Raw genomic sequence first — 16,906 nt, forward strand, 5'->3', positions numbered from 1 at the left:
TATAAACAAACTGAAATTTTACAAGTATCGGTAAATGAATTAACTCGAAATTCCTAGAGTTTATTATTGTTTCAAAAAACAAGAACAGAACATTAAAAAAGAATAGTTAAATCTTAATTAGGCCAAATGTTATAAAGAGACGGTTACAATTTTTCAAAAACAAGGACCTTTAAATCCCCGTTGCTCTCACTTCCAATTTCCAACGATAAACTGTCAGCTTCTAGATTAGTGATTTTCCAGCTTTCATTTAAATTGGAATGAGGCATTACAGCACCAAAATCTAAAACAACTAATAGATTATTTGGATCTGTATTATCAATGGTCCAAGTTCCAGAAACAGTAGAGGCATCATTAACTGAACTTACGCTCATGGCACTTTCAAATGTAAAAATATAACCATTATAATCTTCTGTAAACTCTTCTTCATCAGTAGAATATTCATCAATAATCCAGTCTCCTCTGGTTAGAAAATCAAACAATACAGCTTCATCGTCATCATTGAAGTCAAAGTCATCATCTTCATCGCAAATATCAATAGTGTTTTCGATGGCAGATTCTAAAGCATCTAAATCAGTTACAGCAATCTCAATATTTTCAAATGTAACAAGGGTAATAGGGAAGTTGAAATTGACTGAAGCAAAATTATCAAGATTCTCAATAAGCTCATATAATTCAGCGTCATTTGTTATTACAATTGTAGTCGGAATACTTGCATTAAATGCAAGAGCCTCGAAGGAGATGGGGTATTTAAAATCTATACATTCTAGATCCTCGTCTATCTCATTATCTTCTGTACTTTGATTTACATAAAAATCAAATTGCGCTTGGTTTGATATTGTAACCCTTGTATAGTCTGGTAGAATAATGTCTATAGGAAATATGATATTGATGATATCATTATCATCTGGAAACGCTTCAATTGCATTCTCTACTAATTGATAATCACTAACTGATGTAATATTAATTTCTATTCCATTTACAATTACGGTAATTGGCAATACAATACTTATATTATTTGCTCTGTCAATAATGTTATCTTTTGAGCCATCATTAAGAGCAACGCGTCCTAACAAATTTGACAAATTTGTATTGGCACTTAATTGATTTACCTCATCCTTTTCTATAGTTTCTGTTATACTATCTTGGCAAGATATTCCAATCAATAAAGATGATAAAATAAAAATAGACAGAAAGATCCTTTTAAAAAAATACATATAATGAGTTATTTGGTATATAACAATCCACACACAAAAAGTTACCCTTGCAAAAATTAAATTTTGTTAATTTGTAAAAATCGATTAATAGCAATTGAATAAAAAATTACATAAAAGTATTTGTGACGAAAAGTTATTTTCAAGTATTTATAACAAATATATACAAGATTTAAATGACTTCTTATACTATAAGTATGGTTCACTTTTAAATCCTGAAGATAAAGCACAAGAAGCCTTTATAAAACTTTGGCAGAATTGTGCCAAGGTGTCTTCAGACAAGGCAAAGAGTTATTTGTTTACCGTTGCTAATAACTTAATGTTAAACGAGGTAAAACATCAAAAGGTAGTTTTAAAACATCAATCAATTAAATCCAGTAATACCGATAATGAAAATCCGGAATTTGTTTTAGAACAAAAACAGTATCTTGAAAAATATCAAAAAGCTTTAGGAAATCTTTCTGAAGTACAAAGGGTTGCTTTTTTATTAAATCGCGTTGAAGAAAAAAGCCATAGTGAAATTGCCGAAATGCTTGGTATTACTTTAAGAGCAACCCGAAAACGGATTTACAATGCTGTAGAAAATTTAAGAAAAGAAATTGATGGTATATAAAAAAGGGTAAACTTTTATCACAAAGTTGTTTTATATAAAAATAGTTAAAAAGTGGATAGAGAAGATTTATTAATAAAATGGTTGGATGGAGAACTAAACGATGCAGAATTAGCATTGTTTAAGCAGCTTCCTGAATATGCATCATACGAGAAATTGTATAAGAATGCTGTATATTTTAAATCACCAATTGTTAATAAAGAAAAACAGTTTGCTAACTTTAAGTCCCTTTTAGAGAAAAAAGACAAAGTTACTTCCAGGCAAAACTTCTCATTAAAATTTTTAATGCGCATTGCAGCAATCTTTGTGGTAGGATTAGGCCTGTATTTTACGATTTTAAAGGAGGATTTAGTAAAAGTAAACACTTCGGTAGCACAGCAAACCAATTTCACTTTACCTGATAATTCTGAAATCATCGTTAATGCAGAATCACAAATAAAGTATAACGAAAGTGATTGGAATAAAAAAAGAGAACTTAAACTCAACGGTGAAGCCTTTTTTAAAGTAGCCAAAGGACAAAAATTCGATGTAAAAACCGAATTAGGAACGGTTACCGTATTAGGTACGCAATTTAATGTAAAGCAAAGAGGCAAACTGTTAGAGGTGCAATGTTTTGAAGGCTTGGTTAACGTAATTATAGGTAAATCGAATCTAGAACTGCCTGCAGGCAACACTATTCGTCTTTTTGAGAATAATTTGATAAGAAAAAAAATAAGCCTCATAAAACCAACTTGGATTGAAGGTAAAAGCACATTTGAAAGTGTTCCGTATTTTGAGGTTATAGCAGAGCTCGAAAGACAGTTTGATATTGAGATATCATTAAACAACTTCGATGGAAGAAAAATATTTACTGGTAGTTTTGTAAATGACAATATAGAGTTGGCTTTGAAGTCTATCACGCAGCCCTTTAAATTAAGCTATGAGATAAACAAAGACCAAATTAGCATATTCAAGAATGAGTAAAAGAGAGTTGTTTAAATGTATTTGTTTATACTTTTTTTTATGCCTTAATGCACTTTCAGCTCAAAATGTTCAAGATAAACAATTACTAACTAAAGTTCTAAAAGATTTAGAAATCCGTTATGATTGTAATTTTTCCTATTCCAATGAAGATCTTCAGGACATAACACTTGTACCACCTTCAGAAGAACTATCCTTTATCAATGCAATTGAGTATTTAAAAAACAACACTAGTCTTATTTTTAATGTGCTACAAGATAGAATAGTAACTATCGTATCACCCAATGATTTTATTTTTAGTGTATGCGGAACCATTTTAGATAAAGAAACCCAACATCCAATTACTGGAGCTACAGTAATCACCGGAAAACAATACACCATTAGTGATGATTTTGGAAGGTTTCAATTTACTGATATTAAAGTTGGTGCAATATTGGATATCAAACACATTGGTTATGAAAATCGTAATGTTACCATCATTGAAAAGCCAGAAAATTGCTTAATCTTGCAGTTGGCCCAAAATGTACAGGAGCTTAATGAAGTTGTAATCCCCAATTTTATCACGCAGGGAATTAAAAAAACAGCAGAGGGCGCCATTACAATAGATTATAATCAATTTGGCGTGTTACCGGGACTTATTGATACAGACGCTTTGCAAACCGTACAATCATTACCGGGTATAAACAGCTTGGACGAAACAGTGACCAACATCAATATTAGAGGTGGTTCTCACGACCAAAATTTAATCACTTGGAATAATATTAAAATGTACCAAACGGGACATTTTTTTAATCTAATCTCTGCGTTCAATCCAAATATGACCAATAAGGTTGCATTGTATAAAAATGGAACGCCTTCAGGGCTTTCTGACGGCGTTTCAGGAACCATAGATATAAAAAGTTCAGATAGAATAGCGACCGAATTTAAAGCATCCTTGGGTCTAAACCTGATTGAAGTTAATGGATTGGTGGATATTCCCATTAGCAAGAATGCCTCTCTTCAAATTTCTGGCAGACGCTCTTATAGCGATCTAGTTAAAACACACACATCAGATCATTATTTTGAAAAAGCATTCCAAAACACCGAAGTTTTTAAGAATGAAAATAATGTCATTTCTGAAAATGATAATTTCAGATTTTTTGATATTGAGGCAGTCTTAAACTATGACATCACCGAAAATGATAAACTCAAGGTAGGTTTCATTACTATGAAAAACGATTTCTCTTTTTTTGAGAGTGCCTTTATACTAAATGAAGAAGAGTCAAAAGAGAGTACGTCAGAACAAAGTAATATGGGTATAGGGTTAAACTATAGTCATATCTGGAATGATAAATTTAATACAACTTTAAATATTTATGGGCTTCAGTACAACCTGAAAGCTAAAAACGTAGATATCTTAAATGAGAAACAATTAGTTCAAGAAAACAGTATTGATGAAACTGAATTTACAATAGCATCAAATTATAAACTAAATGAAATTATGCATCTTAACGGAGGATATAGTTTCAACGAATCTGGAATTTATAATTTTGACGAATCCAATAATCCATTGTTCAGAATATTTTCGAAGGACGTAATAAGAAAGCACGCCCTTTTTACAAGTTTAAAGCTTAATTCTACAAGTTATAAAACACAATTAACCCTAGGTTTGCGTATTAATTATATTCAACCATTCGATGAGTTTATAATTGAACCAAGATTAAGTTTTAATCAAAAATTTTTAGGGGTTTTTACTTGGGATGTTTTAGGAGAATTTAAGCATCAAACAAATACACAGTCTGTTGATTTGCAAAATGATTTTCTTGGTGTGGAAAACAGGAGATGGGTGGCTTCTAATAACCGGGATGTTCCAATTATAAAAAGTAAGCAACTATCAACAGGTGTAACATATAAAGAGAATGAGTGGCTTATAAATTTGGAAATATTCTATAAAGACGTGAAAGGGATTGTTGCCCAAAGTCAAGAATTTCAAAATCAATATCAATTTAGAACAGATTCTGGAAGCTATTCAGGGTCTGGTATTGATGTATTCATCAGTAAAAAAATAAAAGCATTTAGTTTATGGGGTAGTTACTCGTATCAAGACTTGAATTATCATTTCAAAACGTTACAGCAATCTAGATTCCCCAATAATTTCAACATCAACAATGCTCTTAACTTGGGAGCTTCTTACAACTATAACAATTTTAAAATTGCAACGGGCTTAAAATGGAACACAGGTAGAGCTATAACAAATCCTGTAAAGGGGAATGAAGTCATTGATAATGAAATAAATTATGAACCTGCTAATACAAGTAACTTACCTGACTATTTTAGATGGGATGGGTCATTAACCTACGATTTTAAAATCAATAAAACAATATTGGTTAATACGGGCATTTCATTATGGAATATTACAGATAAAAGCAACCTTATCAACAAATACTATGAGTTTACCGATATTAACTTTCCCATTGAAATCATTGATAACTCGTTAGAATTTACTACAAACTTTCTCTTAAGAGTCACATTTTAATTTTTTTTTATTGCTTTATAAATAATTAATAAATAGGTGTTTACGATTAATTATTGAAATAATTTAAAATTTAAAGGGTAAACTTTTAGACCTGTGTTGTTTTATTGATGTATTATAAATCCAAATCTATTATTTATGAAAAATTTAATTTTATTTGTAACATTCATTGGTTCCTTGGCTTTTTTAACAAGCTGTAGTAAAGATGATTCTATTGGTTCAGGTAATGCTACCTTAAAAATCTCTGCTAGTATAGCGAACATTAGTAGCAGTGGCCAATCATCATCTAGAGTTTCTTCTTCTAGAACAATGAACGAAAGTCTCAATTTTGTTTCCGGATATGTCTGGGTAAGTGAGATTGAATTTGACGGTTCTCTTCAAAATGGACCTTCAATTAATAGAAGAATTGAGCGTTTTTCCAAAATTGACTTTGAAACAGGTATTGCAACACCAAGTTTGGATGACATAATCATTCCAACTGGAACATATTCCTATGTTAACCTAGGTGTTGAGTTAAGGGACGAAGATGCACAGCCTTCAATTATAATGGAAGGCACTTATACCCATTCCAATGGCAATGTCATTCCTATCCGTTTTGAATTTAATAGCGGTGAAGTGTTTGAAGCAGAATCATCACAACAAGTGGAGGTTACTGAAGACCAAACGGTACTTTCAAGAATTGTGTTTGATCCACATGTTTGGTTTAGCGTTGTACCGACCAATATGTTAGATAATGCTAATTTAACAGATGGAACGATCATTATCAGTGAAACCAAAAATGAATCGATATTTGACCTGGTTGCTGACCGTCTAGATGTTAGTACAGAATCCACTTTCGAATAATAATTAAAACCCAAATAAAATAGAAATCATGAAAAATGTATTAAAATTAAGTTTAGTGATGATGTTATTCACTGCATTCATAGCTTGTAGCAGTGATGATTCAGATACTATGGCTGAAATTAGAATAAATAACGTGGCGTTTGACAATGGCGATGATTTTTTCGGTGATATTAATGGTGACTTCACTGGTAGCGGAGGAAGTATCACAAAAACTTTTTTTTGGCAAAATTCTTTAAGCACTGCTGATTACAATGCTGACATTACTGCCAGTACAGGAGGTATTTTTAGGATGGTTGTAAAAGATGCCGATGGGGCTACGGTTATAGATCGCTCTCTAAACGGCGCGGTTGAGCCTGACTCATTCTCTGGTGTTACATCATCCGGAACTCCCGGTTTATGGTCGGTAACAATCACATTGACCAATTTTGTCGGTAATGGAAGTTTTTCGTTGAGCGAAGGAAACTAATTCAATTTTTTAATAGCAATTCACTAAAGAGCCATCTGTTGATGGCTTTTTTCTTTTTTAAGGATTCAAGTATATAAAGGGAAATATTAAAGTTTCATAAATCGTTTCGTGTTCGGGTAATTTATTATATTGATTACTTTAACCTAAAGACCATGAATTACCAAACTAATTCAAAAACCGATAAACTATATAAAACAGCTTTTGCGCTTGCCTTATTTAGCATTGGTTATAACATTGCCGAAGGTTTAATCTCTACCTATTTGGGCTTTGAGGACGAGAGCTTGGCGCTCTTCGGTTTTGGTTCGGATAGTTTTATTAAAGTAATTTCAGGATTTGGTATTACCTACTTCGCATTTAAGGAAGGGAAGGAGTGCTTTGAAAGGTCAAGAACGATGCACATTGCGGTTGTGATTAATTTCTAGATGCTCAATTCACTTTTAATTTTCGAGATAATCGCCTTGTGGTGGTCGTACTTCCTATTTAGTTACCTTGATTTAAAATCGGCATATAGTTGGCATGTAGTTGGTATATATCTTTAGTTCTTTTAAGATAGCCATGACTGCATATTGGAGAATGATTATTGAACACTGATTATTGAAGATTGACTCATGAGCTATGGCGCCTAACTTTTGTGGAGTTCGCCTTTGTGATGGTATAGGAAATAAAAAAACAATATATTTACGTTTAGCCAATTGCGCTTCATTTTAACCAACCAATAAGATTTCTGCTATCTCGGGAAATAGACTATGATAAAATTCTTTCGAAAAATACGATATGACCTTATGGGAAAAAACAAAACAGGTAAATACCTAAAATATGCCATTGGCGAAATTGTGCTTGTGGTTATCGGGATTCTTATTGCGCTCAGCATCAATAAATATAATCAAGATAAAATTATTAAGAAAAAAGAGCAAGTCTACTTAGTCCAGTTGAAAAAAGAATTTATTGACAAAAAAAACACCTTGTCAAAAATGATAGAACGTAACAAAAATAACTATACAGCTGCCAAGGAACTTGTAGAGATCCTAAATAGTAAAACCCCTATAACAGATGAAAAATTGATTAAAAAAGAAATAACGAAAGGCTGACATAGCATATAAAAAAATAGCTAGTTTTATATTTAGTTAATGTTAGTTGCTTTGCTTGCTGGTTTCTGATTTTTCTCAACCCTAAAAAGCGTGGTAAGATGAAAAGTTCGCGTGTATACACATGCAAGGATCAATTATCAAATAAATTACTATTATTTAATTACCCACAGGTGAAAAATGAAAAAAGCACATAATTACATAGAAATTAACCGACAATCTTGGAATAACAAGACCGATACACATTTGAAATCTGAATTTTATGACTTGGAAAATTTCAAAAAAGGGAAATCTTCACTAAACCCTATTGAGTTGGAATTACTTGGCGATTTAAAAGGTAAAAGCATTTTACACTTGCAATGCCACTTTGGACAAGACACCATTTCTTTAAGTCGGTACGGAGCAGAAGTCACCGGTGTAGACTTATCAGACAAAGCGATTAAAAGTGCGAAACAGATTGCAAAAGACACCAACTCAAATGCAAGCTTTATTTGCTGCGATATTTATGACTTGTCGCACTATTTAGACAAACAATTTGACATTGTATTTACAAGTTATGGCACAATTGGGTGGTTGCCAGACCTCGATAAATGGGCGAAAATAATTGCCAAATTCTTAAAACCCAAAGGACGCTTTATATTTGTAGAATTTCATCCTGTCGTTTGGATGTTTGACAAAAATTTTGAAAAAATTGAGTATAGCTATTTTAATACTGGAGCAATTGTGGAATCTGAAAGCGGAACCTATGCAGACAAAAATGCTGATATAACACAAGAATCTGTCACATGGAATCACGACTTGAGTGAGGTCATTAATAGCTTGATTAAAAATGGACTTGAAATAAATTCTTTTAATGAATACGATTATTCACCTTACGACTGCTTTAACAAGACCATAGAATTTGAACCTAAAAAGTACAGAATAGCACATCTGGAAAGCAAACTTCCAATGGTGTATGCTCTAGTAGCCACAAAGAAGAACAACAGCTAAAAAAAAGGTATATAATATTCAGGTGAACTAGTTATAAAACCAGGTTTTGGGCAGGTATCCAACTTTGTACTTCATTACTCAAAACTCAAGTAAATTAATTGTCCTACCTTTCGAGAACAGCTAATCAACAAAAATTCCGCTTTCTCGGGACATGACTATGATTAAATTCTTTAGGAAAATTCGCCAAAACTTGCTTATGGAAAATAAAACGGGAACGTATTTTAAATATGCGATAGGTGAAATTATACTAGTCGTTATAGGAATTTTGATTGCGCTTCAGATTAATAACTGGAATGAATCTAGAATAGACCGAAAATCAGAACAAGTCATACTAAAACAATTAAAATCAGAATTTAATAGCAATCTGATGCAATTGGATGAAAAAATTGAAATAAGAAGCTATATCATGAATTCTGCTATTCAATTATTGGCCTATATTGATAATCCGAACATCAGGAACATTGATAGTATTGAAATGCATATCGCACGGACCATTCCTTATACAACCTTCGACCCAATTGTTAACGATTTGTCCACTTCTGGAAATTTAAGATTAATTAAAAATGATAGTTTAAAGCTGCTACTTTCAGCATGGACAAGTGAAATTATTCAAGTGTCTGAGGGCGAACAAACATGGGCTAAATATAGAAATGAAGTCTATATACCATTTTTAATTGAAAACTATCAAGTAAGAACACTTCGAAATAAGGCTATGAAGACTAATCTTCTATATTCATTTTTGATTAATCAAGAGAACAGGGCATCAGAAATTAAAGATATAGGAAACTCTAAACACTTTTCCGATGTTAATATTCTTTTAGACAACCCAGATTATGAAGATCATCTCGTAAGATGCATAGTAACTAATAGAAACACGCAACAACAAGCTTTTATATTAAGAGATAGGATTGTAGAGCTATTGACTATTTTAAATAATGAAATTAACTATATAGAATCTAGACTTTAACGGCTCATTTTAAAAAATAACAAAAGACGAACTATGTAATTTCTTCGTTGCCGCTAAATTCATTATTAGATATGCTCCGTCAATTCCCTACTCATGTGTCATTGCTAACACCATACTGAATTAAAAAATCATTACATTTAACTTGATTATGATTCCATTGTTGAAATTCTGCCAAAAATCACTACGCAATGGCTTCATAGCCTAATCAAAGATTTAGCAAAGTCAAACCGTTGGCATAAATACTACACAAATGAAAAACGCAATTGTTATTCTATTCTTTTCACTCACATTCATAACATGTCAAACTTCTGATAAGATAGAGGAGGTTGTAGTTATTGGAGGAGGACTGATGGGAAGTTCAACAGCATGGGCCTTATCAAAGTATGGACAAAACGTTTTATTGATTGAGCAACAAGACTCCATTTACACTTTTGGTTCAAGCTTTGGAGAAGCACGAATTTCGAGAAGCCTTGGGTCGAAGGACGACATCTTTTCCTATCTACAACAAACCTCTGTGAAAGAAACAAAGGATTTGATAAACTACTTAAATGAAGGAGAAACAAAACAACTTCATGCTATGGAAGACCTTTACAGAACTTCACCCGTAACTTATATTTATTCGCAATCTCAATTAAATGATGTTGAAGCCTTGTTAGACGGGCAGACTGATACCTATGAATATGCCGCTAACGCAGAACAAGCTAAAGAAATGTTTGGGATGAAAATTTCGGATACAACTCTAGTTATTCGCGAATACAAACCCTATTCTGGCACACTCAATCCTAAAATATTAATTAAGAAACTGCATCAGGGCATCAAAAAGTCAGGGAATCGAGTTCAATACCATCAAAAAGTAACCAACTTAACAAAAGAAGATGGCATATACAAGATCACCATTAGCGATACTAAAACTGGACTAACTAAAACCATCTTTAGCAAAAAAGTCGTTGCTGCTGCTGGCCCTTATAATGGTGAATTGGTAAAAGATATAGCGCCCTATTTTAGTCACTTAATACAGCCTAAACGGCTATTTCTTTCATTCCTTAAAATTAATTCAAATACCTACGATTCATTAACGCCGGAAGAAAAAAAGAGGCTTACGGCTTCCTATCCAGTTGCATATCTCAATTCAGAAATATTTTATTCGATGATTGAAGCCTTCGATGAAGAGGATAGACCATTATTGAAAATAGGAGGCCATTTTTTACGCACTGCTATTAACGACTTACATACGGTTTGGGAAAAGGAGCTCACCGAACAAGAAATTCTATGGAGCAAAGAAAACACCGCAGACTATCTGTTAAAGCTAGATTTGCCTTTAACCGTAGCTGATTTGGCGTTTGTAAAGGGTTATTCTTGTGTGTACTCCCTAACCGAATCTGAAATACCTTATGTAAGTCATGCCATAAAAAATAATAAAGAAATTGACTCTAGTTTTGTGTTGGTTGGAGGAATGTCAGGCATAGGCGCTAAAGGCTCACTTGCTTACGGGCTAATTGCGGCAGACCTTGTTTTGGGCAACAAAAATGAGTCGTTTATGTATCAAAAAGCAAAATCAGCCTTAGGTTCACGACGGTTAATAAATGATATCCACAATATTGATAATTAATATCCTAATGACCACTAGGCCTAATGGTTTGCTGCGTCAATTCGCTTGGTTCGTATCATTTTTAATATTATAATGAACTATAAAATTATTACCTTTACTTGGCTTTGAGAAACTCTACACCACTAAAAGAAATGCTTATCTAACGAAGTCATCAATACACATATGATACAAAGACATCTTTTCACTTTTTTAATGTTTATAACATTTCTATCTACTTCAATAATTAATGCACAAGCATCAATAGCACCAAACGGCAATTTCATTGATGCTAATGGTGCAAAAATATATTTTGAAGACTATGGCAAGGGAGAACCATTGTTTCTGCTACATGGATTTGGGAGAACGCTAGAAGACTGGAAACCTTATATACCTGAGTTCTCAAAAAAGTTTCGTGTGATTGCTTGGGACATGAGAGGACATGGTAGATCAACGAATCCCGACACGAGCAAAACCTTTCTTCATACCACAGCTGCTAAAGATTTAGTTGTGCTCATTGAACATCTTAATCTAAAAAATGTAAAGGCTATTGGACATAGTTCTGGCGGTATAACCATACTCTCTGCGGCAACTATAGCTCCAAATTTGTTTGAAGCGATTGTTCCGATAAGTACACAGATGCACTTCGGTACAGAAGTACGTGAGTTTATAAAAAATAACGCAACACCTGAAGCGTATTATGTGTTTAATGAACTTGAACAACAACATGGCGAAATCAAAGGAAGAATCATTGCGCGTCAGTTTTATCACTTTCACGAACTTTATGGTGACCCTTCCATCACCACAGCACAGCTTAACAAGATTTCAGCCAGATCACTTGTAATTCATGGAGACAATGATTTTGTACCTGTTTCGCAAGCCTGGGACATATATAAGAATATTCCAAATGCTCATCTTTGGATTGTACCAAACGGCTGGCATCTGCCTCATTTTGGCACAAATACAGCTGATTTTATCAGAAGAACATTAGAGTTTCTAGAAGGTGATTGGAGCAAAGGGCGTTGACCATGTTTGGACAGGTATTGTCGTTGTACAAAATGATTATGTTCAAAAAAAAAACTCATACAACCCTAACTACGACCAAAAATTTTTAAAGAATAACTTGGGATCTGACTATGTTAGCAAAAAGTATATTTCAACCGAGCATTAGACAATGCCTGAAACCTCATCGAGTTTATGGAAATTGAAAAATTGCACGACTGAATAACCTAATGAAAAAGAGGTTGATTAACAACGTTAACTAACCATGTATACCGCAATTTAATTTTTCAGTTCGCTTCGCTCGTGTCATTGCTTGCCAAATGCTAAATCAAAATTCGTTACCTTTAACTTGGTAAATATACCTATGCCCAAATTCTGCCAAAAATTTACACAACGGAGCCTTAGCCAAATAAAGATTCAGCGAAACTAAACCTGTGCACAAGATTCTAATACAATAACATTTAAAGCCTTCAATTATGAAAAGACAAGCAATCAATCCAGCAAATGACTGGGGAGCTAGGTTTGAAATGAACCAAGCAGAAATTATTTCTGAATTTAATGAGATTATTAAATTCTCTGGTCAAACTTCAATCATTGCTGATAATAACTCAGAAATGGGATTAAGTGTAAAATACCCTAACGACCAGAAAAAGCAAATGGAATTTATTTTAAACACCATAGACAATTTGCTATATCAGGCTAAAATGAGTAGAAATAATATCATCCACATATCTTTTTATACCACCGATATGGAGGGTTTTTTAGAAAGTTATGAAGTCTATTCTAATTGGATAAAGGAGGCTGGAGTCCGACCTACTCAGTCTGCTATTGGAGTGAACCAATTAGTGATGCCCGACATGAAGTTAGAAATTGAAATAACTGGAGCACGATAAGAATCACATAGTCTTTGCATCACAATGACCTTAATTCATTGCGGTTTTAGTTGTTTAAGTGGAACTTTTGTATATTAACACGGTCATAGATTCTTACTCCAAAAAAATCTATACATATTGCGGGGCAAGCTGGAAGTTTGAAGCACACAGTTCGTTTCGCTCGTGACTTATGATTGAATCAGGGCCAAACACTTTACCTACAGTAGAAAATAGAAACACGACAAATGAAAAAAATATTACCCATACTGTTATTAGCTTTAATCACCTTTAGTTGTTCGGAACTTAAACAAAACAGAGAAAAAAGTGAGGAAATAAACCATTTGCGTGCTCAAATAGACAGTTTAAATAAATTAAATTCTGAGAAATCAAATGCTATTAATGGACAAATTGCAACATTCTTGACCTTTCAAAAAGAAGATGCAGAACAGGCAATGAATTTTTATATAGGGTTGTTTGACAATTCAAACATTGTTAATATAAAGCGTTGGGGAACGGATGGGCCCGGGAAAGAAGGCACAGTAATGCACGCCGTATTTCATTTGAATGGAAAATTATTTATGTGCAGCGACAGCCCACCAGTACATGATTGGGACTTTACTCCTGCAGTCTCCAATTATGTTGAATGCACCAACGAAAAAGAACTTGAACACTTATTCACAAAACTGTCCGAAAACGGAAACGTTATGATGCCATTGAACAATTATGGTTTCAGTCAAAAATTTGGATTCGTTGAAGACCGTTTTGGTGTTTCTTGGCAGTTGAATTTACAATAAAAAAAGCTGCAGTTAACAATGTAATTAATTCATACAGCGACGAATTTTTAATTTAAACTTCTTACTTAAATTTTATATCATGAACATACCACTTAAGCTACGTTTCATTTACCTTTCATTGTCTTTCACATTGGTGCTGTGTACAGCAATGACCTTCGCTCAAGATAGTGAAACCACCACTTCGCCTTCCTTGCTGCTAGGTCAAGGTGATCAACTCGCGCGTGTAAAGGCAGGACTTAAAGTAGGCCATCCTAATTTCGTTGCGGCTTTGAAAACTATTGTTTCAAATGCCGATGCCGCACTAGAGCAACCTACCGTCAACGTTGTGGACGAGGGCGCCGTACCACCTAGCGGCGACCCACACGACTACTACAGCTATAGCCCTTATTGGTGGCCAAATCCAGAGAATCCAGACGGTCCCTATATTTGGCGCGATGGCGAAGTAAATCCTGACCGTAAAACTTCAGATATCACTCGAATTGAAGCTATGGTAGATAGAGTCACCTCGCTCATACCCGCGTGGTATTTCACAGGAGACGAGCGCTATGCCGAAAGTGCTGTGGAGCAACTTCGCACTTGGTTCCTCGATCCTGAAACGAAAATGAATCCCAATGCGCAATTTGGGCAGAAACGTCGTGGTCATGATTATAATAGCCCATCGGGAGTGTTAGAGGTATGGCGTATGCACTGGGTGATTGATTGTGCCATACTACTGGAATCTTATGCAGGATGGACAGAAGACGATGCCAAGGCCTTGCGTAGTTGGTTTAGCCAATTCGCCACTTGGATGGTGGAAAGCCCTACAGGCATTGAAGAATCCATGCAACCCAACAACCATGGTACTTGGTATAACGCCCAACTCATTCTTTACGCACTTTATGGCAACAACTTCGATTTAGCACGCCAACACCTTGATGCCATGCCAACCCGTATATTTTCGCAAGTATTCATTGATGGACGCCAACCGCAGGAACTCATCCGTACACGGTCGTTAAACTACAGTATTTTCAATGCTCGGGCTCTAATTACTGTGGCCCGTCTTGGGCGCCATCTCGACTACGATCTGTTTGCCTATCGCAGTCTAGAAGGTCGTAGTATAAAGCTGGCGGTTGACTATATGACGCCATTTATTTTGGGTGAGAACGACTGGCCTATTGTGCAAATTCGACCCCAAAGTAATGAAAGTGCTGCACAGCTCTATTGGGATGCGTCCATTGGATTTCAGGATCGCGAATATGCCAATGTGCTACGCCAACTGCCGGAATCTCCGCTTCCGTCGGCCATCGTGCAATTACTCGATCCATTACCGGATGGTTGGTAAACTTTTCTTACCTACAAAATGAATATACGAGCATATGATAACCGAGTTGCAATAGCCAATAACTAACAAGATTCCCACTTTTTCGGGACATCACTGTGATTAAGTTTTTTTAGACGGATACGCTACAGTCCTATGGAACAACACAAAATTGGCAAGCATCTCAAATACGCTATTGGCTATATTGTATTAGTTGATAATCGGGATTAAATGAAAGTTAAAGAAGGCCAAAGAGGGGCTAGAATGTTCCAACAATGCCAATAGTGTTATGTCTAAAGCTTAAATTCCAGTTTACAGTTTTGGGTTTGGCGTGATCGTAATAAACTTTCTTTTTCATAAAGTTATCAATACCATCTACCACTACAATTCCTAAAACCATACCTAAACCAACATCACTTACCCAATGTGCATTTGCCCATAATCTAGAAACTGGAGGAATCGCACCTACCGTATAGATACCCGCTTTAACCCAAAAATTGTCAAACTGCTTGGCTATGGCATGTGCCATAGTGAATGACAACACCGCATGTCCAGAAGGGAAGGAATGAAAGCCAGGCTCCTTACTAAAAAAGTTAAATTCATCATGGCTGCCGGTTTTAGGACGCGACCGTCCAACTACCGTTTTAGATACAGATTGCATAATACCTGAAGCTACTGCACTGGAAATTATTAGGACCCCTGTTCGTCTCAGGTTTTGGTTATCCGTTATAAGTCCCATGCCATAAACTCCAGAAGAAATAATGAAAAAGTTTTGTGGACTACCAAAATACCAGCCAAAATCTTTAATGGCATCGGGAATATCTTGTTCATGTCTTAAGAAAAAATCTTGTGCTTCATTATCAGCTAAATATAATAAGCTTGTTCCGGCTATTATTCCGCCTGCCGTTAAGAGATCATCATTTTGCCAACGTAAAGGTTGTGTAAACGCATTTCCAACACTTTTAAGAGTAAAGTTGAAGTCGTATTTCAGGTAATTCCAAATTCGCTTATTGGTATTAGAACTATCAAGTTCTTGAGCGAAAACACTACTTGTAATGAGCAGTAATAGGCCTGTTACATATTTTTTCATATTCAAATACACTAGCTTTTACAATGACATGGAACCTAAAGGGATAGGGGCTAGGAATTATTGTCACACATAGCCCTATAGGTCTCAGATTTGAACACTTTGAACTAAATGCGAAAATAGTAGAAAATTCGTTTTAATTTTTATCTCAAGTGAACTAATTATTAACGAAATTGATCTCAAAATAATCCGAGTGGCACTCAAGAATGCCACACCAATTAGGTATAGTAAGCTGCGAATTACTTCGCTTTATTTTGGCAATTTTGTGCTAAGCAAAACAATATTATAGCTTACTATTATTAAATGATGTGTGTTTTAGTTGCACTAGTCTATTCGGTTTATATTTAGTAAATTAGGTTTTTAATCTACCCAACCAACTAATAAGATTCCCGCTTTCTCTGGAACTCAATTATGATCAAATTTTTCAGACGAATTAGACGCGACCTCATGGAGCAAAACAAAACTGCCAAAAACTTTAGATACGCCATAGGCGAAATCGTGTTAGTGAAATTGTGTTTTCTGGCAGGGCTTGGCAACACAAATTGGAAAAAATTAAGTAATGGGATTATCATAAAATTCTTCTAGATTCGAAATATCATTTTAACAACCTAAATTAAATCCACCA

Annotated in this window: 17 protein-coding genes; 15 read left to right on the forward strand and 2 right to left on the reverse strand. The window is 34.5% G+C overall.

Annotation, left to right across the window (positions count from 1 at the left end; all coding sequences use genetic code 11):
* Window positions 1–143 precede the first annotated feature (143 nt).
* Window positions 144–1,163, reverse strand: coding sequence for a hypothetical protein (locus ACFO5O_RS05065; protein WP_387961540.1), 1,020 nt, complete (start codon window positions 1,161–1,163; stop codon window positions 144–146).
* A 145-nt stretch (window positions 1,164–1,308) separates the two neighbouring features.
* Between ACFO5O_RS05065 and ACFO5O_RS05070 the strand changes: the two genes are divergently transcribed.
* From ACFO5O_RS05070 to ACFO5O_RS05135, 14 genes are all read left to right on the forward strand, one after another.
* Window positions 1,309–1,824: an RNA polymerase sigma factor gene (locus ACFO5O_RS05070; RefSeq protein ID WP_387961542.1), complete on the forward strand. Its 516-nt coding sequence runs from the start codon at window positions 1,309–1,311 to the stop codon at window positions 1,822–1,824.
* Window positions 1,825–1,875: 51 nt separating this feature from the next.
* Window positions 1,876–2,784 (forward strand): FecR family protein, encoded by a 909-nt coding sequence (locus tag ACFO5O_RS05075; RefSeq protein WP_387961544.1) that lies wholly within the window; start codon window positions 1,876–1,878, stop codon window positions 2,782–2,784.
* Window positions 2,777–5,296 carry a TonB-dependent receptor gene (locus ACFO5O_RS05080; protein WP_387961546.1) on the forward strand — a complete coding sequence of 840 codons (2,520 nt, stop codon included), beginning with the start codon at window positions 2,777–2,779 and terminating at the stop codon, window positions 5,294–5,296. The genes ACFO5O_RS05075 and ACFO5O_RS05080 overlap by 8 nt, the downstream gene beginning before the upstream one ends.
* Before the next feature lie 135 nt (window positions 5,297–5,431).
* Complete coding sequence (locus ACFO5O_RS05085) at window positions 5,432–6,136, forward strand: hypothetical protein (protein ID WP_387961548.1); 705 nt, start codon at window positions 5,432–5,434, stop codon at window positions 6,134–6,136.
* Between the two features lie 28 nt (window positions 6,137–6,164).
* The gene (locus ACFO5O_RS05090; RefSeq protein WP_387961550.1) at window positions 6,165–6,602 is read left to right on the forward strand and encodes a hypothetical protein; all 438 of its coding nucleotides are present in this window, start codon (window positions 6,165–6,167) and stop codon (window positions 6,600–6,602) included.
* Between the two features lie 152 nt (window positions 6,603–6,754).
* Window positions 6,755–7,024, forward strand: a complete 270-nt coding sequence (locus ACFO5O_RS05095) for a hypothetical protein (RefSeq protein WP_387961552.1) — start codon at window positions 6,755–6,757, stop codon at window positions 7,022–7,024.
* Window positions 7,025–7,384: 360 nt separating this feature from the next.
* Window positions 7,385–7,690, forward strand: coding sequence for a DUF6090 family protein (locus ACFO5O_RS05100; protein ID WP_387961554.1), 306 nt, complete (start codon window positions 7,385–7,387; stop codon window positions 7,688–7,690).
* Between the two features lie 177 nt (window positions 7,691–7,867).
* Entirely contained in the window at window positions 7,868–8,677 is an 810-nt protein-coding gene (locus ACFO5O_RS05105; RefSeq protein ID WP_387961556.1) for a class I SAM-dependent methyltransferase, read from the forward strand.
* 196 nt (window positions 8,678–8,873) lie between these two features.
* Entirely contained in the window at window positions 8,874–9,644 is a 771-nt protein-coding gene (locus tag ACFO5O_RS05110; RefSeq protein WP_387961558.1) for a DUF6090 family protein, read from the forward strand.
* Between the two features lie 250 nt (window positions 9,645–9,894).
* On the forward strand, window positions 9,895–11,253 hold the full coding sequence (locus ACFO5O_RS05115) for an NAD(P)/FAD-dependent oxidoreductase (RefSeq protein ID WP_387961560.1): 1,359 nt from the start codon (window positions 9,895–9,897) through the stop codon (window positions 11,251–11,253).
* A 192-nt stretch (window positions 11,254–11,445) separates the two neighbouring features.
* The gene (locus ACFO5O_RS05120) at window positions 11,446–12,255 is read left to right on the forward strand and encodes an alpha/beta fold hydrolase (protein ID WP_387961562.1); all 810 of its coding nucleotides are present in this window, start codon (window positions 11,446–11,448) and stop codon (window positions 12,253–12,255) included.
* Between the two features lie 452 nt (window positions 12,256–12,707).
* Entirely contained in the window at window positions 12,708–13,124 is a 417-nt protein-coding gene (locus ACFO5O_RS05125; RefSeq protein ID WP_387961564.1) for a RidA family protein, read from the forward strand.
* Between the two features lie 224 nt (window positions 13,125–13,348).
* Entirely contained in the window at window positions 13,349–13,897 is a 549-nt protein-coding gene (locus ACFO5O_RS05130; protein WP_387961566.1) for a VOC family protein, read from the forward strand.
* A 79-nt stretch (window positions 13,898–13,976) separates the two neighbouring features.
* The gene (locus tag ACFO5O_RS05135; protein WP_387961568.1) at window positions 13,977–15,218 is read left to right on the forward strand and encodes an alginate lyase family protein; all 1,242 of its coding nucleotides are present in this window, start codon (window positions 13,977–13,979) and stop codon (window positions 15,216–15,218) included.
* Window positions 15,219–15,453: 235 nt separating this feature from the next.
* On the opposite strand, the gene ACFO5O_RS05140 is transcribed toward ACFO5O_RS05135, so the two are convergent.
* Window positions 15,454–16,284: a phosphatase PAP2 family protein gene (locus ACFO5O_RS05140; protein ID WP_387961570.1), complete on the reverse strand. Its 831-nt coding sequence runs from the start codon at window positions 16,282–16,284 to the stop codon at window positions 15,454–15,456.
* A gap of 408 nt (window positions 16,285–16,692) precedes the next feature.
* Between ACFO5O_RS05140 and ACFO5O_RS05145 the strand changes: the two genes are divergently transcribed.
* Window positions 16,693–16,866, forward strand: coding sequence for a hypothetical protein (locus tag ACFO5O_RS05145; RefSeq protein ID WP_387961572.1), 174 nt, complete (start codon window positions 16,693–16,695; stop codon window positions 16,864–16,866).
* Window positions 16,867–16,906: the final 40 nt, after the last annotated feature.

The sequence above is a fragment of the Geojedonia litorea genome (assembly GCF_042654525.1).
GTDB lineage: Bacteria > Bacteroidota > Bacteroidia > Flavobacteriales > Flavobacteriaceae > Geojedonia > Geojedonia litorea.